This is a genomic window from Embleya sp. NPDC001921, from assembly GCF_053594475.1.
Genome location: NZ_JBSFEO010000021.1, coordinates 1 through 18,678, shown reverse-complemented (window position 1 = coordinate 18,678; position 18,678 = coordinate 1). Strand labels below are relative to the sequence as shown.

The window sequence follows — 18,678 nt, the reverse complement described above, 5'->3', positions numbered from 1 at the left end:
CGTGATCCGGGGCTCTGACCTGGGTGGGCGATACTGGGATCGAACCAGTGACCTCTTCGGTGTGAACGAAGCGCTCTCCCGCTGAGCTAATCGCCCGGGCGCAGGGAGAACATTACCGCATGGGTGGGGGAGGTTGCGCCCACCCTCCACCGGTCGCGTGGGCCGGGCGCCGGGCACCTCGTGGTGGTGGCCCGGCGGCCGGGGCGGGGTCAGAAGGGGAGGGCCATTCCGTACTTCCACAGGTACAGGCCCACGGCTGCGGCGATCAGGATGAGGCCGATCGCGAGCATGATCATGTTGCGGCGGCGGGTCTTGGGGTCCAGGGCTCGGTTGGCGGCCTTGGTGACCTTGTCCTTGGTCCACAGGAGGGTGCGCTGGGCCCAGACGAACTCGGTGCCCAGGACGGCCAGGCCGAGGAAGATGACCGCCCAGCCGGGCCCCGGGAGCGGGAGCATGATGATGCCGGCGACGATGATCGCGAAGCCGATGACGGCGACGCCGATCTGCCAGGTCATGTGCAGTGGCTTCGAGCGCTTGATGAATGCGGGTGCGCGGGAGCCGAATGGTTTCGCCTGCTTGCCGGCCGGGTCGCTCGGGGCGTCCTGGTCGGCGGCGGGTTCCCGTGTGGCGTGCGCGCTGTTCTCCGCGACCCCCGTGTCCATCGTTGGCCTTCCTCTCTCGTCGTACCGGCCGTCGTTCACCGGGCACCTCCGTCTGGCCTGCGGCCGGAGTCAATCATGGCTCGGGCCTGGCTTGACAACGCTACAAGGGGGCAGAGGTTCGGTGCAGGCCCGACGGTGCGGAGCGGGTCCGCTCGTGGCATGAACTGAACGCCTGTTCCCTTCCGGAAATCATGCGGGCGAACGTTACACCTCCGCATCGCTCTTAAGGAGTACCCAGACGCCCGTATATCGGGCAGAGACGTTTACAAGAGGTCCGCAGGTGGGATGTTGCGAACGCCGACGTGCGAATCCCCGAGCGCACACTGAGCGAAAGGCCATGGCGCTTATGAACACCACGGTCAGCTGTGAGCTGCACCTGCGCCTCGTCGTCTCGAGCGAGTCTTCATTGCCAGTCCCCGCGGGGCTGCGCTACGACTCGTCGGACCCGTACGCCGTGCATGCGACCTTCCACACGGGTGCCGATGAGACGGTCGATTGGGTCTTCGCCCGCGACCTTCTCGCGGACGGGCTGCGTCAGCCCTCCGGCACCGGCGACGTTCGTGTGTGGCCCTCCCGGAGCCACGGACAGAGCATCGTCTGCATCGCCCTCAGTTCGCCGGAGGGTGAGGCCCTGCTCGAAGCGCCCGCACGGGCGCTGGAGTCGTTCCTGAAGCGTACGAACGCTGCCGTCACCCCCGGCAACGAGCATCGCTTCTTCGATCTCGACCGGGAGCTTTCGCAGATCCTCGCCGAGAACTGAACCCCCGGAACGGCGGGCACGCCCCTGTCCGCAGCGCCGGGTACGTACGTCACCGCTCCGCCGCACCCACCGTCCACAAGGTGGGGGCGGCGGAGCGTTTTCACGTCCTGCCACGGGACATCCGCCCACCCCTCCCCCGGTCGCCGTGACCGCCGGACGAGTGGATCGAACACACCGAGCGATCGGTCGGTCCGAATACGTACACGATCCGCACATGGCGCAAAGAAAGCGCGCAGTCGAACACATTTTCCGGCATCGGCATCGGTCGACGACAACGCGCGGGAATGCGTTCACATTCACCACCCCAGGGCGTGGCCTGTTGTGCACAGCGCGTGTTTCCCGGCCCTTCCGGTAACCCGCGCCAACCGGCGGTAATCCGCAAATCGGGATTCCCCGACTTCAGATCCCGCGCTTGCGCAACAGTTCCTCGATCTCCGCGAACTCGTCGTCGACCGCGCCACGCGCCGCGCGCCGCGAGCGTGGGGCGGCGGCGGGCTTGGGCTGTTGGCTACGGGGCAGGGCGCCGCCCGCGCCGGTCCCACCGGTGAGCGCGGACAGATCCGAAGAAGCGCCCGCACCGGTCGAATCCGGGTTCTTTCGACCACCGATCATCCGGGCGATCAGCAGCAGCATCACGGCGAACGCGAGGATCGCGACGCCGCCCCACGCCTTGATCCCGAAGGCGAGGTCGGTCGCCCAGTCGGCGGCCGCGCTGCCCACCCGGCGGCTCAACGTGGCCAGGCCGGTCAGGTACAGGCCGATCGGGAACAGCGCCGCGGCGGTCCACCGCGTCGCTGTCAGGAAACGTCGTTGACGAGCCTTCTGTACCGCGATGACCAGGCCGAGACCCGTCAGCGCCATGCACAAGGCGCCGGTCACCACATCTGCGCCGGACATGCGCTCGGCCTCCTCGTTCGCAGCTTGTTCGCAGCTTCGTTCACGACTGTGGACTTTCCGGGCGTTCGAAGCCTCGAAGCATCGGTCCTCCCACCATCGTCGCCGCCTCCGCCCCCGGACGCCACGATCGGCGGTCGGTTCAGTACTCGGGGAGGACACCAACCGATCCATCTCCTCCCCGTGGAGTAGACCCAGGATCAGGGATGTACCCCACCCTCACAGGATGGGTTTCCCCCAATAACGCGTGCGCGGTGCGAATCCCGCCGCCGTGCAGGCCTTCGTGTGGGTGTCGTCGGAGAGGTCGATGGCCATCTCGTGCAGGCCCTGGCTCGCCGTCACGTGGCCGGCCGCGCGGAGCAGCGTCGCGGTGGCCTCCGGGTTCGGCGCCGTCAGCGCCAGGATGACGCCGTGCGCTACCCACACGGCCGCGCCGTCGCCCAGTGTGTACGGCGCGGGCGCGGTGGGGTGGTCCAGCCGAGCCTGCGCCCGGGCCTGCGCGGCGGGGCCGGCCCAGCCCGCCGCGCGCAGGCTCGCCGCGTACCGGTGCAGTTCCGCGGCGCACCACGCCTCGCGTTCGTCGGTGTCCATCATCCGCACACCGGCTGGGAGGCCGGTGGCGCGTACGCCGGCCGCGAGTCGGCGGCTGTCGGGGGCGTAACCCAACGCCTGCACGAGGCCGGTCGCCGCCCGGTTGCCCTCGGGGACGGCCGCCGCCATCCGGGTGCACCGCCGGCCGCGCATGATCTCCTCGGCCGCGAGCATCGCGACGCACGCGTGGCCGCGGCGACGGCGGGACGGCAGCACCTGGATGTGCAGGATCCATCCGGTGCCGACGCCCCACGGGCCCAGTGGGGTCAGGTGCACGCCGCCGACGGATCGGCCGTTGGCACAGATCGAGTACACGCCGTCACGGCCGGGTCCGGCCGGTCGCAAAGTGGTCGTCATCGGGTGCCCCCGCCTTCCCGGGCGCAGCGCCCCGTTACCGGCAGTGCTGCCCGCACGCGGGCCCGGCCAACCTGGCCGGGCCGCGCGGGGTGATCACGGGTCGATGTCGGCGGCGGCGCGGGCCGCGAAGATGTCCATGGCCTTGCGGGTGAGCGGTCCGGGGGCGGCCGGGGTGTGCTCGTCGATCCGGTGCACGGCCTGGATGTCGCGCAGCGACGAGGTCAGGAACACCTCCTCGGCATCGGCGAGGACGGCCAGCGGTACGTCGATCTCCTCGGCCCCGACCCACTCCAGCACCAACGCGCGCGACACGCCGGCCAGGCAGCCGGCCGACAGCGGCGGGGTGACCACGCGGCCGTCGAGTACGGCGAACACGTTCGAACCGGTGCCCTCGCACAGGTTGCCCGCCGTGTTCGCGAACAGCGCCTCGCTCGCGCCGCGTTCGGCGGCGTACGCGAGCATCACCACGTTGTCGGCGTAGCTCGTGGTCTTGAGCCCGGTGGTCGGCGCGTGCTCGTTGCGCGTCCACGGGACGGTGACCACGGCCGTGGTCTTGCCGCGGGTCTTGGCCGCGGCCAGGGCCACCACCAGGGTCGGCCCGGCGTCGCCGCGCTCGGAGCCCAGCGGCGACCGGCCGCCCGTGTAGGTGATGCGCAGTCGGCTGATCCCCGGCAGCGGGTTGGCCGCCAGCACCTCGGCACACGCACGGCGGATCAGGTCCGGGTCCGGCGCGGGCAGCCCGAGGCCGCGCGCGGAGCGGGCCAGCCGGTCCAGGTGCCGGGTGATCGCGAAGGCCTGCCCTCCGCTCGCCTTCATCGTCTCGAAGACGCCGTCGCCCACGGTCAGGCCGTGGTCGTCCACCCGAACCACCGCGTGCTCGTCGTCGACGAGGCGATCGTTCAGCCAAATCCTGCTCATGCGCCCTCCGAGGCGTCGCGCGGGCCGTGCACATCGTGCACATCGTTCATGTCGTACGGGTACGGGTCGTACGGGTGCTACTCCGGCCCCGGCGGGTCCTCGCACCCGGGAACGTGGTCCCGCGCCCCGGGAGAGTGATGCCGCGCCGCCACCGCGAGCAGGTTGCGGGCCTTGAGCTCGGTCTCGTCCCACTCGCGCTGCGGGTCCGAGTCGTACGTGATGCCCGCGCCCGTGCCGAAGTGCAGTCGGCCGTCCCGGACGAAGAAGCTGCGTATGCCCACCGCGAGCGAGCCCTCGCGGCGATCCGCGTCGACCCAGCCGATCGCGCCGCAGTACGGGCCGCGTGGAACCGGTTCGAGTTCCTCGATGATCCGCAGCGCGCTGCTCTTGGGCGCGCCGCTGACCGAACCGGGCGGGAAGGTCGCGGCGAACAGCTCCGGCCAGCCCACCCCCGGGGCCAACGTGCCCGCGACGGTGGAGACGAGGTGGACCAGGCCCGGGTGCTTCTCGACCACGCACAGGTCGGGCACGGTGACCGAGCCGATCGCGCTCGCCCGACCGAGGTCGTTGCGGACCAGGTCCACGATCATCACGTTCTCGGCGTAGTCCTTGGGCAGCAGGTCTGCCTCGGTCCGGCCGGTGCCCTTGATCGGGCCGGACCAGACCCGGTCGCCGGCCCGGTGCAGGTAGAGCTCGGGAGACGCGCACGCGACGTGCACGTCGTGCTCGGGCAGCCGGATCACTCCCGCGTACGGGGCGGGGTTGCCGCGCGCGAGCAGGCCGGCGAGGCCGACGATGTCGGCGCCCTCGGGCAGCGGCGCGCCGAGCAGGCGACACAGGTTGACCTGGTAGACGTCGCCCGCGGCGATGTACTCGCGAATCCGGCGCACCCCGGCGCGGTACGCCTCGGCGCCGAGCGAGTCGGTCCACGCGTGGGCGGGCGGGCCGATCCACGGCGCGGGCGGCAGCGGGGCCGTACGTACGTCGTCGAAGCGTGCGCACAGCAGGTCGCCCTCGAAGTCGGCGACGACGGCCCAGAACCCGTGCGAATCCAGCGCGGCCGGGTCCCGCGTGACATCACGCAGGCCGGTGGCCAAGCGCCCGCCGAGGTGGGCGAGAGGGGGTGGCTGACTCACTGGTTCGTTCCGGGGGTCGCGACCGCGGCACCTGTGGCGGATCGGCGCGCGGATCAGATCGTCCATTGTAGAAGGCCTTCCCGACGCCCGCGGCGGGCCGTCCCGACGCCCCGAGCCGCCCGAGCGCGGCGGACCGAGCGGGTTCGCGCGCCCGCGCCGGACGCGGCCGGAACTGCCCCGAAACGATTCCGCGTTCCCGCGTGCCGGTCGGGCACGGCATGATGCGGCACGGTGGGTAGGAACCCGGCAGCCCCGAGTCCGGCGACCGCACCTCCCCGGTCGGTTCGCCCCGACCCGTCGAAGTCTCCACAGCACCACGCGATCGAAGGACGTTCATCCGTGCACTGTTCCGCCTGCGACACCTGGTCTACGCGGGCCGACCGCTGTTCGTACTGCGGCGCCGTCCCGGCCGCTGCCGCGTCGCAACAGCCCGGCGCCGGGCCGGCCCTCGTGGGCACCGGGCCCGCCGCGGCTCCCGCGGCGCCCACCCCACTGGATCCGTACGCCGCGCCCGCTCCCGCTCCGACCGGCGTGTACCCCGGTGTCTATCCGCACGCGCCCGGACAGTTCGCGCCGCAGGCCCCCTACGGCATGCCGGGGGCGTATCCCGTCTCGCCGTACTCCGGCTGGCTGCCGCAGCCGTTTCGCGCGTTGCGCGGCCTCGCCTTGACGTTGTACATCCTGCTGCCGCTGTCGGCGGTGTTCGCCGGGCTGTGCGCGGCGGCGTTCCTTCATCGCGCGGACGTCCTGCGGCAGATCGCCGACGCCGGTGAGCTCGGTATGACGGACGCGCTACGGACGAAGGCCGAGGACTCGGACTCGCTCGTGGCCGCGGCGACCACGTTCCTCGTGTTGTCGATGATCGCGACCGCGGTGCTCTTCATCATCTGGATGTACCGGGCCCGCGCCAACGTGGACCTGTTCGGCCCCTCGAAGCAGCACCTGTCCACCGGCTGGGCGATCGGCGGCTGGCTGGTGCCGGTGGTCAGCCTGTGGTTTCCCAAGCTGATCCTGCACGACGTGTGGCGCGCGAGCGACCCGCGGACGGCCGAGCGCGGCGGCCGGACCCCCGGCCGCCTGCCGCTGCTGTGGGCGTGGTGGGTGTTGTTGGTGTCGTCCGGTGTGCTGTTCTTCGCGAGCCGGCTGTCGTACCCGCTCGACGAGGACATCGAGCTGTCCGACGCCGACCGGCTGCGCACCATCGACATCCTGTCCGGCGTCGCGGACCTCCTGCTGGTCCTGGCCGCGGTCGCGGCGATCTTCGTGGTTCGGAGGATCACCACCTTCCAGCACGAGCGTGAGGCGCTGGCCTTCGCGTCGGGTCTGACCCCCGGTGGCGTTCCGAGCGGCATGCCGGGGATGCCCGGGATGACGGCCGGGTTCCCGACCGGTGCGCCCACGCCGTGGGCGGCCTATCCGGCGCAGGCGCCGGCCGGCCGGTACTTCGCGCCGCCGGTGCCGCCGGCTCCCGGGATGACGGGCGCTCCGCCCGTACCGCAGGCGCCGCAGGTGCCGGCCCCGGGTCCGGAGGCTCCGGCGACGACTCCGGGCGCCGCCGCACCCGCCGCCTCGGAAACCCTGGTTGCTCCGGTCGTACCGGTCGCTCCGGGCGCCGCCGCACCCGCCGCCTCGGAAACCCTGGTTGCTCCGGTCGTGCCGGTTACTCCGGGCGCCGCCGCACCCGCCGCCTCGGAAACCCTGGTTGCTCCGGTCGTGCCGGTCACTCCCGAGGCTGCGGTCTCGTTCGACGCTCCGGTTTCGGCCGATGCCCCGGTTTCGGCCGATGCTCCGGCTTCGGCCGACGCGACGACGATCCTGCCGGTCGACGGCGTACCACCGGCCGCGGCCGTCAAGCGCATGCCGCCGCCCCGGCCCGCCGCGGCGCCGACGGCTGGGATGGGGGTGCCGGTCGAGGCACCGCCCGTCGCCGCGCCGGAGGAACCGGTGTCCCTGACCAAGTCGGCCGAGGCCGCCGAGGAGGCCGTCTCCGTAGCCGCCGCCGAGGGTGCGGGCGTCCCCGCTGCCGCGGGCGAGGGCGAAGCCGGGGCCGAGGCCGCGGGTGGGACCGAGAACACCGCGGACGAGGCCGAGAGCGAGGCGGAGACCGGAGCGCAAGCCCCGGCGCGGCCCGAGGCCGAGCCGGCCGCGTCCGCGGAAGCCGCAGCCGCTGCCGACGGCGACGAACCCCCGGGCGAAGCCCGAGCCGAACCCGTCGCCGAGGCCGCGTCGGCCGCACCGTCCGTCGCCGACTCCACACCGGACGCCGCCGACGACCGGGTCGAAGCCGACCGGGTCCCGCCCGCCGCTCCGACCGCCGAACTCCCCCAGGTGCCCGCCCGGACACCGGCCCAGGCCGACCGCGCCCAGGACGTGCCCCCGGCGGCACCGACCGACGACACCGAGAACACCGTGAACTCCGAGAACTCCCGGGAGACCGTGGACGCCGCAGCCGAACCGGCCCCCTCCGGCGAGCGCCGCGGCTGACCCGAGCACACCTGTCGCGGGCCCGCCCGTCGCGAAGCCGTCGCGAAGCCGTCGCGAAGCCGTCGCGAAGGGTCGACAACCCGTCGAGTGCCCGTCAAGAACCCGTCGGAGATCATCGGAAGAACATCGGGAGACCGTCGAGGAGATGTCCGGGAGCACCCCGGCAGCCCTCGACGGCCTGCCCGAACACGCGCCGAAGGCCGGTTCGAACCCTGGTGGTTCGGGCCGGCCCCGGTCGTTTTCGCAGGTTGCGCGGGTCGCGCGGCGGGGTCGGCGGGGAATCGGTTTTTGTGATGGCCCTCGGATCCGCTAAAGTTCTCAACGTCGCCGGGACGCGGAAACGCGGCTCGGGCCGACAGGCGGACGTGGCTCAGTTGGTAGAGCATCACCTTGCCAAGGTGAGGGTCGCGAGTTCGAATCTCGTCGTCCGCTCGGAAGAAGTAGAGGAATGTGGTGGGCAACCACTATGGTTCCTTCACTTGGTGGAGTGGCCGAGAGGCGAGGCAACGGCCTGCAAAGCCGTCTACACGGGTTCAAATCCCGTCTCCACCTCCAAGAGACCCCGAGGCTTCGTGCCGAGGGTGAACTTCCCGCGCGATTAGCTCAGCGGGAGAGCGCTTCCCTGACACGGAAGAGGTCACTGGTTCAATCCCAGTATCGCGCACGCCGCACAACCGAACACGTACCACGCACGACGGTTCACCCGCAGTACGCGGTACGCAGTACCCCCGCGCGATTAGCTCAGCGGGAGAGCGCTTCCCTGACACGGAAGAGGTCACTGGTTCAATCCCAGTATCGCGCACCAGCAGTATCGAAGGGCCGGAAGATCTCGATCTTCCGGCCCTTCGGCGTTGGTGTGCGATCACGACTCCGGGTGCGCATGCGGCGGGCTGGGTACGAAGTCGGGCGCGGCGAGGCGGGCCAGCGTGGCGCGCGACTCCTCGTCCTGCGGCACGTAGACGTTCAGCCGCTGCCCCGGGAACGCGGTCAGCTCCGACGAGATCGCGCGTACATGCAGCACACCGACGTCCAGGTTTCGGAAGAGCTTGACCCGGGTGCGGGTAAGCGAGATCGGGTGGGCGGCCCAGGCCTTGGCGAACTCGGGGCTGGCCTCGATCAGTTCGTCGATGAACGCGGTCCAGACCGGATCGCCGACGTTGCGGGCGTAGGTGCCGCGCAGGACGCCGACCACGCCCTGGCACTCCCGGTTCCACTCGTGGAACGGGTTGCAGCACTCGGGCCGGGTGAACAGTTCCCAGATCATGTTGCGCCGAACTCGCGGAGTAGCCACCAGGGCCGGGAAGACCTTCGCGAACAGCTCGTTGAAGGCGAGCACGTCGTAGCGTCCGTTCAGCACGACCGCGGGCAGCGTCGCGAAGTCGTCGAGCAGGGCCTGGGTGTCCGCGTCCACCTCGTCCTCGGCGCGCAGCGTCGCCGTGCTCGGTACGCAGGCCAACCGCTTGACGTGCTCCACCTCGACGCCGTCCAGGCGCAGCGTGCGGGCGATGCCGGAGATCACCTGCGCGCTGACGTTGATCGGACGGCCTTGTTCGAGCCAGGTGTACCAGGTGACGCCCACGCCGGAGAGCTGCGCGACCTCCTCGCGGCGCAGGCCGGGTGTGCGGCGCCGGCGGCCGACGGGCAGGCCGACCTGGTCCGGGGTGATCCGCTCCCGCCGGCTGCGCAGGAACGCGCCGAGCTCGGCGCGCGACGCGGCGCGGGCGGGTCGGACGTACTGCGGTGTGGTCCGGTCGGGCTCGGCCGGGCGGGGCGGAAAGACCCGATCGGTGGCGGGACCTCGCGGGACGTTGTGGCTCTCTACCGGGGCGTCCGGGTTCGCTGCCGGAGCGCCCGGGCTCTCCTCCGGGGCGCCCCGGCTCTGTGCCGAGGCGTCCCGGTCGGAGTCGTCCCGTTCCCGGAGGTGGTGTTCGGGGAAGGCGTCGAGATGTGGGCCGGCGGTCATTCGCCCATCCTCCGCTCGGGTCGGAGTCGATTGCCAGGTGCCTGGTTATACCTGGATAACCAGGCTACTGGTGCGGGTATTCGCGACCGACCACAGTCGTCGCCATGACCGATACGAATCTGCGGTCGGGCAGCGACGCCCGACACGAGGGGGACGTGGAGCGGGCGACCACCGCTCTCGGGGGCACGAGCGAGAAGGCGGAGGGAGAGGGAGGCGGGGTCCGGCACCGGGCCGCGAGCACGGTGTTGCTGGTGGTGCTGGTGGCCGGGCAGTTCATGGCGGTCCTGGACGCGTCGATCGTCAACGTCGCGGCCCCGGTGACGCGTTCGGACCTGCACGCCTCGGGGGCCGGATTGCAGTGGATGATTGCCGGCTACACGATCGCGTACGCGATGTTGCTGATCACCGGATCGCGGCTGGGAGCGATCTTCGGGTACGGCCGGGCCTACCTGGGTGGGCTCGGGCTGTTCACGCTCGCGTCGTTGGCGTGTGGACTGGCCACTTCGACGGGCGAGTTGGTGGCGTTCCGCTGTCTTCAGGGCGCGGGCGCCGCGTTGCTGGTGCCGCAGGTGTTGACGCTGATCCAGCGGCGGTTCGAGGGACGGCGGCGGACCGCGGCGATGGGGCTGTACCAGACCGCGATCGCCGGCGGCGCGGTCGTCGGGCAGATCCTCGGCGGAGTGCTGGTCAGCGCGGATCTGCTGGGCACCGGCTGGCGGCCGGTGTTCCTGGTCAACGTGCCGATCGGCGTGCTGTTGCTGGTGGTCGGATGGCGGGCGCTGGGCGGGGACCGTCCCGATCCCGCCGAGCGGACGGGCTGGAGTCGGTTGGACGTGCCGGGCGTGCTGGTGCTCGCGCCGGCGATGCTCGCGGTGGTGGTGCCGCTGGTGATGGGGCACGAGCAGGGTTGGCCGGTGTGGGGGTGGGTGTTGCTCGCGGCCGGGGTCGCCGGGTTGGGCCTGTTCGCGCTGGTCGAACGGGCGGTGGCGGCGCGCGGCGGGTCGCCGTTGGTGCCCGGTGCGGTGCTGCGCTCCCCCGGGCTGCTGTCCGGCGGGATCGCGCTGTTGATCGCGGTCGGCAGCTATAACGGGTTCCTGTTCACGCTCGCGCTGCACCTGCAATCCGGTCTCGGTGACAGTCCGCTGCGGGCGGGCTTGACCTATGTGCCGTGCGCGATCGGGTTCGCGGTCTCGGGCTTGTGGTGGGGGCGGCTGCCCGAGCGGATTCGGGCGCATGTCGGCTATCTGGGCTTCGCGCTGGTGTCGGTCTCGTACGTCGGCATGGCGGCCGCCGTGCACGGGGGCCGCGAGGGCGGCTTCGCGCTGGCGGTCGGGCTGGCCGGGATGGGCCTGGGGCAGGGCGCGGTGATCGGGCCACTGATGGCGAGCGCGCTCGGCCGGGTCCGGGCCGAACACGCGGGCGACGCGAGCGGCGTACTGGTCACGCTCATGCAGGTCGGCGCGGTGTTGGGGGTGGCCACGTACGGCACCACGTTCCTGTCCGCGACGGGCGTGGGTGCCCATGCCTCGGCGCACGCGGCGGTGGTGACGTTCGTGGCGCTGGCCGCGGTGAACCTGTGCGCGGCGGTGTGGGCGTGGCGCGTGGTCGCGCGGAGTCGGGCGGCGCGGGTCGCCTGATCGGTGGGAGGCCGGGCGGACGGCCGGGCCGACGGCGCGGTGTGACGCGTCCTCGGCGCCGGGGCGCCCGCCCGGCCGATCCCGGACACGCGCACACACGGGTGCGCCCGCGCCGGCCGGGCGGTCGGGCCCCCGGCCGGGCGGTCGGGCCCGTTCGGCCGGCGCGGGCGCACGCTTTCGCGGGTCGCTCCGAAGACCGCGCGTCGGGTGGGGCCCTCGCATCGGATGGAGCCCCTCGCGTCGGTTCGAGCGGGTGGTTCGGCTCCGCGAGGTCAGTCCCGTTCGGGCCAACGGCGGCCGGCCGCGCGCCGTGCGTCCTGCTCCGGCGAACGGCTCGACCGCGCACCCGATCCGGCTCCGCCTCCGGTGCCGGTGCCGGTTCCCGAGCCGGACGAGCCCGGATCCGCTCCCGCGGCCACACTCGAACCCACCTCGGATCCCGCGCGCGCACCCGCTCCCGACCCGGCGCCGGCCCGCTGCAGGAACTCGCCGTCCCGGTCGGGCCCGACGGATGCCGCCGCCGACGCCCGCGCGTCGGCGAGTTCCTCCGCCTCCGCCGCGGCCTTCGCCTGAAGGCCGGACATCGTGCGCAGCGGCACCTCCTTGATGAAGAAGACCAGGACGAACGCGACCGCCATGACGCACGCGGCGATCAGGAACACCAACTGCATCGCCTCGGAGAAGCCCTCCTTGAACGGCGCGGCCAGGCGCGGGTCCAGGTGCTGGATGAAGGACGAGTCGCTGAGCACGCCGGAACCCTGCGCGCCGCCGGGGTTCGGATTGCGGACCATCTCGATCACCGGCCCGTTGGCCGGGTCGGCGAGCACCGAGGGATCGGCCAGCGCGGCCTGGAACGCGGGCGTACGGGCGTCTTTGGTGAACGCCTTGGCGATCTCGCCGGAGACGTTGCTGAACAGCACCGACAGGAACACCGCGGTACCGGCGGTGGCGCCCATCTGCCGGAAGAAGGTCGCGGCCGAGGTGGCCACGCCCATGTCCCGGGCCGGGACCGCGTTCTGCACCACCAGGATCAGCGTCTGCATGCACTGGCCGAGGCCGATGCCGAGCAGGACCATGAACAGGCTCGTGGTCACCAGCGACGTCTCGGTGTCGACGTACAGCGCGAACAGCGCCATCGCGATCGCCGCGATGCCGGTGCCCAGGATCGGGAAGATCTTGTACCGGCCGGTCTTGGAGGTGATCTGGCCGGACAGGATGGACGAGCCCATCATCCCGGCCATCACCGGGATCATCAGCAGGCCGGCTTCGGTGGGGCCGGCGCCCTTGACGATCTGGAAGTACTGCGGGATCAGCATGAACCCGCCGAACATGGCCATCCCGAAGATCACGCCGATCAGCGACGCGAGGCTGAAGATCCGGTCGGCGAACAGGCGCATCGGGATCAGCGCGTCCTCGCCCATCCGGCGCTCGACCAGGATCCAGGTGACCACGCCGATGCCGCCGATCAGGTAGCAGGCGATCGAGGTGCCCGAGCCCCAGCCCCATTCGCGGCCCTGTTCGGCGACGATCAGCAGCGGCACGACGCCGAGGGTCAGCGTGATCGCGCCGAACCAGTCGATCCGGTGCGGACGGCGGGTGTGCGGGATGTGCAGCACCTTGGCGACGACCAGCAGGGCGAGCACGCCGACCGGCACGTTGACCAGGAACACCCAGCGCCAGCCCGCGATGCCGAGGATCTCGCCCTGTCCGGCGAAGAACCCGCCGACCAGTGGGCCCAGCACGCTGGAGGTGCCGAAGACGGCGAGGAAGTAGCCCTGGTAGCGGGCGCGTTCGCGCGGTGGCACGACGTCGCCGATGATCGCGAAGGCGAGCGACATCAGGCCGCCCGCGCCCAGGCCCTGCAACGCGCGGAAGCCGGCGAGTTCGTACATCGACGTGGAGAACGTGCAGGCCGCGGAGCCGACCACGAAGATCGTGATGGCGGCGAGGTAGAACGGGCGGCGGCCGTACAGGTCGGACAGCTTGCCGTACAGCGGCGTGGCGATCGTCGACGTGATGAGGTACGCGGTGGTCGCCCACGCCTGTTGGCTGAGGCCGTGCAGGTCGTCGGAGATGGTCCGGATCGCGGTCGAGACGATCGTCTGGTCCAGCGCGGCCAGGAACATGCCGGCCATCAGGCCGTACAGGATCGTCATGATCTGACGGTGGCTCAGGGCGCCTTCGCTCACGGCCTGTTGCGGGCCGGACTGCGGTTGCGGCTCGGTCATGCGGTAGTGCCTTCCGGTGCACCGGGCGCGGCCTCGCGCGTGGGTGCCTGGTCGCGTTCGAGATCGTCGTTGAAGCGGCCGAGGAGGCGCACGAGCGTTCGGCGCTCCTCGGCGGACCAGTCGCGGGTGACCCGGTCCAGTTCGGCCTGCCGGCGGCTGCGGTAGATCTCGAACGCCTGGTTGCCGGCGTCGGTCACCGCGAGCAGGGTGCCGCGACCGTCGCTGGGGTCCGGGCGGCGTTCGACCAGCCCGCGTTGGACCAGGGACGCGATCTGCCGGCTGACCGTGGACACGTCCAGGTAGGTCATCGCGGCCAGGTCGGTCACCCGGCGGGGGCCCTCCAGGGCGAGGTAGGCCAGCAGCAGCCGGTCTCCCCCGTCGGGCACGGGGCCGCCTTCGGCGCGGTTGCGCGCCTTGGCGGCGGCCGAGAGCCGCATGAGACGCGCGAGTTCGCGTCCCAGTTCGTCGGGTGCGCGGCCGGCTGTCGGCTCGTCACACGGTGTCGTCGCGGTATCGATGACCGCCCCCCTTGTCGCTCGCCACGCGTTAACTGCATGGCTCAACCAACAATAGCGCTCTCCACCAACGCGCCCGATTCGCGCCTCCTCGGCCGAGGCCCTGCCGATTCCGCGGGCGGGGCCGCGTCCCGGGGAATCTCGCAAGCACGTCCCGTCGGACCGACCATCCCCGCTCGACGGCCGCGGCCCCGTCGCCTCCGAAGCCGGGCGGCCGACGGGCCGCCCAATCGGGACGGCGGTGACCGGACGGGGCCCACCCGGCGGACGTGCTACCGGGCGCCGGCCGCCTCGGCGGGGGCCGCGTCGGACCGGTCGGCCGACCGCTCGATGCTTTCGGCGGCCGGCGCGGACGGCTGAGCGCCGGGACCGCCCGCCGGTGTCGCGCCCGCCTTCGGCGCCGGGCGCGGCCCGGACTGCGGCGCTGGCGGCGCGGCGGGGCGTACCGCGACGCAGGGGTCGAGCGCGCCCGCCCCGCCCGGAGCGGCCCCCGGGTCCACACCCGAGCCCGAGCTCACGCCCGGCGTCGGCCCACCGTCCGCGCCGACCGACCCCTCGGGCGCGCCCTCCGCGGCCGCCTCCGCGAGGCCAGCGCCATCGACCGCGTTGCCACCGTCGACCGCATCGGCGGCCTCGGCCGCACCACGACTCACACCCGCCGCATCCGCCTCGTCCACGGCCGCCCCGTCCACGGCCGCCTCGTCCACACCCGGCCGACCCGGGCCGGCGCTTGCGCCCGCCCCGCCCGCACCCGTGCCGCCGTCCGCCCGCCCCGCCACCGGGGTGGCCCCGCCGGCCCGCTTGGGCCCGGCCTTCTTGGCCCCCGGGCGCTTGTCCGGCTCGCGGTAGCCCAACTTGCGCAGCTCCTCCGGCGTCCAGCCACCCGCCAACGCGTCCGCCCAGGCCTTGAGCGCGCGCTGCTCGCCCTCGGCGGCGGCCTTGAGCAGCGGTTCCAACTCGGCCGCCGACGTGGCCAGTTCGCGGATCAGTTCGATGCGCCGGTCAAGGAGGGCGCGAGCGGCCACCTCCGCGTCACGAATCATTGCGTCATCGGTCATGCACGCACCGTAATGGACATGTCGGCGCACCGGAAAATCGACAAGCCGATGACCCACCGGCCCATCACCCCTCCGAACGCCCCCGACCCCGCCCGCGAAAGTCCTCCCGATCCACCCCACCCCCACCCCTCGGCCCGCGTGACGAGCGGCACGGAACTCGACCCATGCTCATCTGACTGTCCGTCAGCTATGGTGACGAGGTGCCTGTCTCGCGACTATTGGGCGCTCGTGCGAGGTACCCGACGGGTGTCCTGCCGGGTCCCGGGCATCACGGCTGCAGCAGGCTCGGCCGGCCGGTCGACCGCGCGGCACACGTACGACCGCACAACAGGGAGTGAGTGACCATGCGCGTGGGAGAGGTGGCAGGCGCGGACCTGCAACGCTTCGGGAAGCCGCTCGACGGGATCCGGGTCCTTGCCATCGAACAGATGCAGGCGCTCCCCTACGCCACGCAGATGCTCGCCCGCCTGGGCGCGGAGGTCATCAAGATCGAGTCGCCGGGCATCGGCGAGTCCGGGCGCGCCGCGCTGCCGATGATGACCGACCCGCTCGGCCGCCGCGTCGGCGTCACCTTCCTGCGCAACAACCTCGGCAAGCGCAGCGTCACGGTCGACCTCAAGCACCCCGAGGGGCGCGAGATAGTGCTGCGCCTGGCCGAGAAGGCGGACATCGTCTGCGAGAACTTCAAGCCCGGTACGGCCGGCCGACTGGGCCTGGGCTTCGAGGACATCGCCGCCGTCAACCCGCGCGCGATCTACCTCTCCGTGTCCGGCTTCGGCAACACCACCGCGTCGCCGTACGCGTCCTGGCCCGCGTACGCCCCGGTCGCCGAGGGCATGGCGGGGCTGTACGACTTCAAGCGCGACCCGAACACCGCGCCGGTGGTCTCCCCGCTCGGCGCGCTCGGCGATTCGGGCTCGGCGCTGTTCGCGGTGATCGGCGTGCTGGCCGCGCTGCGCCATCGGGACGCCACCGGCGTCGGTCAGTATGTGGACATCTCCATGTTCGACGCGATGGTCGCGCTCAACGACGCGGGGATCAGTTACTGGTCGATGGGGTTGAAGGACCCCGGCCTCGCGCCGCTGATCAACCACTCGTTCCGGGCCTTCGACGGCTACTTCCTGATCCAGTGCGCGCGCCCGCACATGTTCGAGGCGCTCGCCGACCTGGTCGGCAGGCCGGAGTGGAAGAGCGATCCGCGGCTGAGCGGCCCGCAGGAGTGGTTCGACCACATCGAGGACATCCTGCGCCCGGGCATCGAGGAATGGGCGGCGGACAAGTCCCGCCTGCAGGCGTGTGCGGCGCTGAGCGGGGTGGGCGTCGCGTCCGGTCCGGTCTACAACCCCGGCGACGTGATCGAGGACGAGCACGTGCGCAATCGCAACATGATCGTCGAGATGGAGCGCACCGACGGCGACCCGGCGCCGGTGCTGTCGCCGGGCAACCCGGTCAAGCTCTCCCGGGTCGCCGAGGGCCCCGAGACCCGGGTGCCCTGGGTCGGCGAGCACACCGCCGAGGTGCTCGGGGCCGAACTGGGCCTGTCCCGCGCGGAGATAGACCGCCTCGCGGCCGACGGCGCGATCGGCTTGGAGACCCCGTAGCCGAGCACGCACTCCCCCAACCCATCCCGCACGGCGGCCCGCAGCGGCGGGCGGCCACGCGACAACGCGACGAACCCCAAGTGGAACGAGGCGGAAGCGGAGAAATGACGACTGACGGAACCGCAGTTTCGACGGGACGCGGCATCCTCGGGTACGGGGCGTATCTCCCCTACCGGCGCCTCGACCGCAAGAGCATCGCCGCCGTGGCCGGCACCGGCGGCGGCAAGGGCACCCGCACGGTCGCCTCCTTCGACGAGGACACCACCACGCTGGGCGTCGAGGCCGCCCGCAACACGCTGCGCGCGACGCCCGGGATCCGCCCGCGCGCGCTGCTGTTCGCCACGGTGGCACCCGCGTACGCGGACCGCACCAACGCGACCGTGATGCACGCCGCGCTGCGCCTGGACGGCTCGGTGCCCGCGATGGACGCCACCGGCTCGGTGCGCTCGGCGGCCGGTCTGCTCCGGCTCGCGCTGGACGGCGCCGGCAGCTCGCTCGTGGTCGGCGCCGACATCCGGGTCGGCCTGCCCGGCAGCGGCGACGAGGCGGCCGGCGGCGACGGCGCGGCCGCGCTGCTGGTCGGCTCGCCCGCCGACGGCCCGGTGCTGGCCGAGTACCTCGGCGGCGCGTCCGCCACCGCCGAGTTCGTCGACCGCTGGCGCACTCCGGGCGATGTGCGCTCGAAGTTGTGGGAGGAGAAGTTCGGCGAGAACAACTACCTCGCCGCAGGTCGCCAGGCCTGGACCGACGCGCTCAAGGCGACCGGTCTGACCGCCGACCACGTCGACCACGCGGTGATCGCCGGGCTGCACGGCCGCGCGGTCGCCGGGCTGGGCCGCAGGCTCGGGGTCCGCGAGGGCGTCCTGGGCGACGACCTCGCGAGCACCGTGGGCAACACCGGCGCGGCGCACCCGGGACTGCTGCTGAGCGCGACGCTGGAGCGCGCCGAGCCGGGCGCGGTCGTCGCGCTGGTCGTGCTCTCCGACGGCGCCGACGTGTTCCTGTTCCGCACCACCGACGCGCTCGCGACCTACCGGCCCACCCGCACGGTCGCCGAGCAGGTCGCCGGCGGCGCGCCGCTGCCGTACGGCAAGTACCTCGCGTGGCGCGGGCTGCTCCCGGTGGAACCGCCGCGCCGGCCCGAGCCCGCCCGCACCTCGTCCTCGGCCGCCGTGCGCTCGGTGGAGTGGAAGTACGGCTTCGTCGGCTCGCGCGATCGCGAGAGCGGCGCCGTGCACCTGCCGCCGCAGCGGGTCTCGATGACCGGTGGCAACGTGGACGACATGGAGCCGGTGCCCACCGCCGACGTGCTCGGCACGGTCAAGACGTTCACCGTGGACCGGATGGCCTACTCGCCCAGCCCGCCGGTGGTGTTCGCGGTCGTGGACTTCGACGACCCCGCGGGGGGCGAAGCGGCTTCCGTCGAGGGCGGTGGCGGGCGACGGGTGGGAGGCCGGTTGCCGATCGAGCTGACCGACATGGACGCGACCGAGGTGGCCATCGGCGACCGGGTCGAGCCGACCTTCCGCCGGCTGGGCACCGCCGACGGCATCCACAACTACTTCTGGAAGGCCCGCCCCGTGCGGACCGCCCGAGCCGCCGAGGAGGCATAGGCATGGGATCGCACGGCATCAAGGACCGCGTCGCCATCATCGGGATGGGTTGCACCCCCTTCGTCGAACACTGGGACAAGGGCACCGACGACCTGCTGATCGAGGCGACCACCGAGGCGTTCGCGAACGCCGGCGTGGCGCGGGAGCAAGTCGACGCGTACTGGCTGGGCACCGCGCAGTCGGGCATGTCCGGACTGACCCTGGCCAAGCCGCTGCAACTGCAGGGCAAGCCGGTCACCCGCGTGGAGAACATGTGCGCGA

At 72.3% G+C, this 18,678-nt stretch carries 14 protein-coding genes, 5 tRNA genes and 1 pseudogene; 10 read left to right on the top strand and 10 right to left on the bottom strand.

What is annotated here, in order from left to right; all coding sequences use genetic code 11:
• Positions 1 to 24: 24 nt before the first annotated feature.
• Both ACWCPW_RS24130 and ACWCPW_RS24125 read right to left on the bottom strand, forming a co-directional pair.
• Positions 25 to 96 (bottom strand) — tRNA-Val (locus ACWCPW_RS24130).
• Between the two features lie 113 nt (positions 97 to 209).
• Positions 210 to 662, bottom strand: a complete 453-nt coding sequence (locus tag ACWCPW_RS24125; RefSeq protein ID WP_449763678.1) for a TIGR02611 family protein — start codon at positions 660 to 662, stop codon at positions 210 to 212.
• A 346-nt stretch (positions 663 to 1,008) separates the two neighbouring features.
• Between ACWCPW_RS24125 and ACWCPW_RS24120 the strand changes: the two genes are divergently transcribed.
• Positions 1,009 to 1,422: an SsgA family sporulation/cell division regulator gene (locus tag ACWCPW_RS24120; RefSeq protein ID WP_161356292.1), complete on the top strand. Its 414-nt coding sequence runs from the start codon at positions 1,009 to 1,011 to the stop codon at positions 1,420 to 1,422.
• A gap of 399 nt (positions 1,423 to 1,821) precedes the next feature.
• Here ACWCPW_RS24120 and ACWCPW_RS24115 read toward each other — a convergent pair whose 3' ends face one another.
• From ACWCPW_RS24115 to ACWCPW_RS24100, 4 genes are all read right to left on the bottom strand, one after another.
• Complete coding sequence (locus ACWCPW_RS24115) at positions 1,822 to 2,319, bottom strand: hypothetical protein (RefSeq protein WP_449763677.1); 498 nt, start codon at positions 2,317 to 2,319, stop codon at positions 1,822 to 1,824.
• Positions 2,320 to 2,535: 216 nt separating this feature from the next.
• On the bottom strand, positions 2,536 to 3,264 hold the full coding sequence (locus ACWCPW_RS24110; RefSeq protein WP_449763676.1) for a GNAT family N-acetyltransferase: 729 nt from the start codon (positions 3,262 to 3,264) through the stop codon (positions 2,536 to 2,538).
• Between the two features lie 93 nt (positions 3,265 to 3,357).
• Positions 3,358 to 4,182 carry an aminotransferase class IV gene (locus tag ACWCPW_RS24105; RefSeq protein WP_449763675.1) on the bottom strand — a complete coding sequence of 275 codons (825 nt, stop codon included), beginning with the start codon at positions 4,180 to 4,182 and terminating at the stop codon, positions 3,358 to 3,360.
• A 77-nt stretch (positions 4,183 to 4,259) separates the two neighbouring features.
• On the bottom strand, positions 4,260 to 5,318 hold the full coding sequence (locus ACWCPW_RS24100) for a chorismate-binding protein (RefSeq protein ID WP_449763674.1): 1,059 nt from the start codon (positions 5,316 to 5,318) through the stop codon (positions 4,260 to 4,262).
• A 339-nt stretch (positions 5,319 to 5,657) separates the two neighbouring features.
• Between ACWCPW_RS24100 and ACWCPW_RS24095 the strand changes: the two genes are divergently transcribed.
• The 5 genes from ACWCPW_RS24095 (at position 5,658) to ACWCPW_RS24075 (ending at position 8,607) form a co-directional block, all read left to right on the top strand.
• Entirely contained in the window at positions 5,658 to 7,802 is a 2,145-nt protein-coding gene (locus ACWCPW_RS24095; RefSeq protein WP_449763673.1) for a DUF4328 domain-containing protein, read from the top strand.
• 359 nt (positions 7,803 to 8,161) lie between these two features.
• Positions 8,162 to 8,234, top strand: a tRNA-Gly gene (locus tag ACWCPW_RS24090).
• A 49-nt stretch (positions 8,235 to 8,283) separates the two neighbouring features.
• Positions 8,284 to 8,357, top strand: a tRNA-Cys gene (locus ACWCPW_RS24085).
• Positions 8,358 to 8,394: 37 nt separating this feature from the next.
• Positions 8,395 to 8,466 (top strand) — tRNA-Val (locus tag ACWCPW_RS24080).
• A gap of 66 nt (positions 8,467 to 8,532) precedes the next feature.
• Positions 8,533 to 8,607, top strand: a tRNA-Val gene (locus ACWCPW_RS24075).
• 57 nt (positions 8,608 to 8,664) lie between these two features.
• Here the strand turns inward: ACWCPW_RS24075 and ACWCPW_RS24070 are convergent.
• The gene (locus ACWCPW_RS24070) at positions 8,665 to 9,765 is read right to left on the bottom strand and encodes a helix-turn-helix transcriptional regulator (protein ID WP_449763672.1); all 1,101 of its coding nucleotides are present in this window, start codon (positions 9,763 to 9,765) and stop codon (positions 8,665 to 8,667) included.
• A 104-nt stretch (positions 9,766 to 9,869) separates the two neighbouring features.
• Here ACWCPW_RS24070 and ACWCPW_RS24065 point away from each other — a divergent pair, with 104 nt between their 5' ends.
• Positions 9,870 to 11,402, top strand: a complete 1,533-nt coding sequence (locus ACWCPW_RS24065) for an MFS transporter (protein ID WP_449763671.1) — start codon at positions 9,870 to 9,872, stop codon at positions 11,400 to 11,402.
• A gap of 272 nt (positions 11,403 to 11,674) precedes the next feature.
• Here the strand turns inward: ACWCPW_RS24065 and ACWCPW_RS24060 are convergent, their stop codons facing one another.
• The 3 genes from ACWCPW_RS24060 to ACWCPW_RS24050 form a co-directional block, all read right to left on the bottom strand.
• Entirely contained in the window at positions 11,675 to 13,630 is a 1,956-nt protein-coding gene (locus tag ACWCPW_RS24060) for an MDR family MFS transporter (RefSeq protein ID WP_449763670.1), read from the bottom strand.
• A complete protein-coding gene (locus tag ACWCPW_RS24055; RefSeq protein WP_449763669.1) occupies positions 13,627 to 14,016 on the bottom strand; it encodes a MarR family winged helix-turn-helix transcriptional regulator in 390 nt (129 codons plus the stop codon). Before ACWCPW_RS24055 ends, ACWCPW_RS24060 begins: the two co-directional genes overlap by 4 nt.
• A gap of 401 nt (positions 14,017 to 14,417) precedes the next feature.
• Entirely contained in the window at positions 14,418 to 15,203 is a 786-nt protein-coding gene (locus ACWCPW_RS24050) for a hypothetical protein (RefSeq protein ID WP_449763668.1), read from the bottom strand.
• Between the two features lie 344 nt (positions 15,204 to 15,547).
• Between ACWCPW_RS24050 and ACWCPW_RS24045 the strand changes: the two genes are divergently transcribed.
• The 3 genes and pseudogenes from ACWCPW_RS24045 to ACWCPW_RS24035 form a co-directional block, all read left to right on the top strand.
• Positions 15,548 to 16,804: a CaiB/BaiF CoA transferase family protein gene (locus tag ACWCPW_RS24045; protein ID WP_449763667.1), complete on the top strand. Its 1,257-nt coding sequence runs from the start codon at positions 15,548 to 15,550 to the stop codon at positions 16,802 to 16,804.
• A 104-nt stretch (positions 16,805 to 16,908) separates the two neighbouring features.
• Positions 16,909 to 18,417, top strand: a complete 1,509-nt coding sequence (locus tag ACWCPW_RS24040; protein WP_449763666.1) for a hydroxymethylglutaryl-CoA synthase — start codon at positions 16,909 to 16,911, stop codon at positions 18,415 to 18,417.
• Between the two features lie 2 nt (positions 18,418 to 18,419).
• Positions 18,420 to 18,678 (top strand): annotated as a pseudogene (locus ACWCPW_RS24035) (acetyl-CoA acetyltransferase); the annotation flags it as partial.

Coding starts and splice junctions, on each gene's coding strand:
- ACWCPW_RS24125 (WP_449763678.1), bottom strand. CDS start 662: ATGGACACGGGGGTCGCGGAGAACAGCGCGCACGCCACACGGGAACCC.
- ACWCPW_RS24120 (WP_161356292.1), top strand. CDS start 1,009: ATGAACACCACGGTCAGCTGTGAGCTGCACCTGCGCCTCGTCGTCTCG.
- ACWCPW_RS24115 (WP_449763677.1), bottom strand. CDS start 2,319: ATGTCCGGCGCAGATGTGGTGACCGGCGCCTTGTGCATGGCGCTGACG.
- ACWCPW_RS24110 (WP_449763676.1), bottom strand. CDS start 3,264: ATGACGACCACTTTGCGACCGGCCGGACCCGGCCGTGACGGCGTGTAC.
- ACWCPW_RS24105 (WP_449763675.1), bottom strand. CDS start 4,182: ATGAGCAGGATTTGGCTGAACGATCGCCTCGTCGACGACGAGCACGCG.
- ACWCPW_RS24070 (WP_449763672.1), bottom strand. CDS start 9,765: ATGACCGCCGGCCCACATCTCGACGCCTTCCCCGAACACCACCTCCGG.
- ACWCPW_RS24065 (WP_449763671.1), top strand. CDS start 9,870: ATGACCGATACGAATCTGCGGTCGGGCAGCGACGCCCGACACGAGGGG.
- ACWCPW_RS24060 (WP_449763670.1), bottom strand. CDS start 13,630: ATGACCGAGCCGCAACCGCAGTCCGGCCCGCAACAGGCCGTGAGCGAA.
- ACWCPW_RS24050 (WP_449763668.1), bottom strand. CDS start 15,203: ATGACCGATGACGCAATGATTCGTGACGCGGAGGTGGCCGCTCGCGCC.
- ACWCPW_RS24045 (WP_449763667.1), top strand. CDS start 15,548: ATGCGCGTGGGAGAGGTGGCAGGCGCGGACCTGCAACGCTTCGGGAAG.
- ACWCPW_RS24040 (WP_449763666.1), top strand. CDS start 16,909: ATGACGACTGACGGAACCGCAGTTTCGACGGGACGCGGCATCCTCGGG.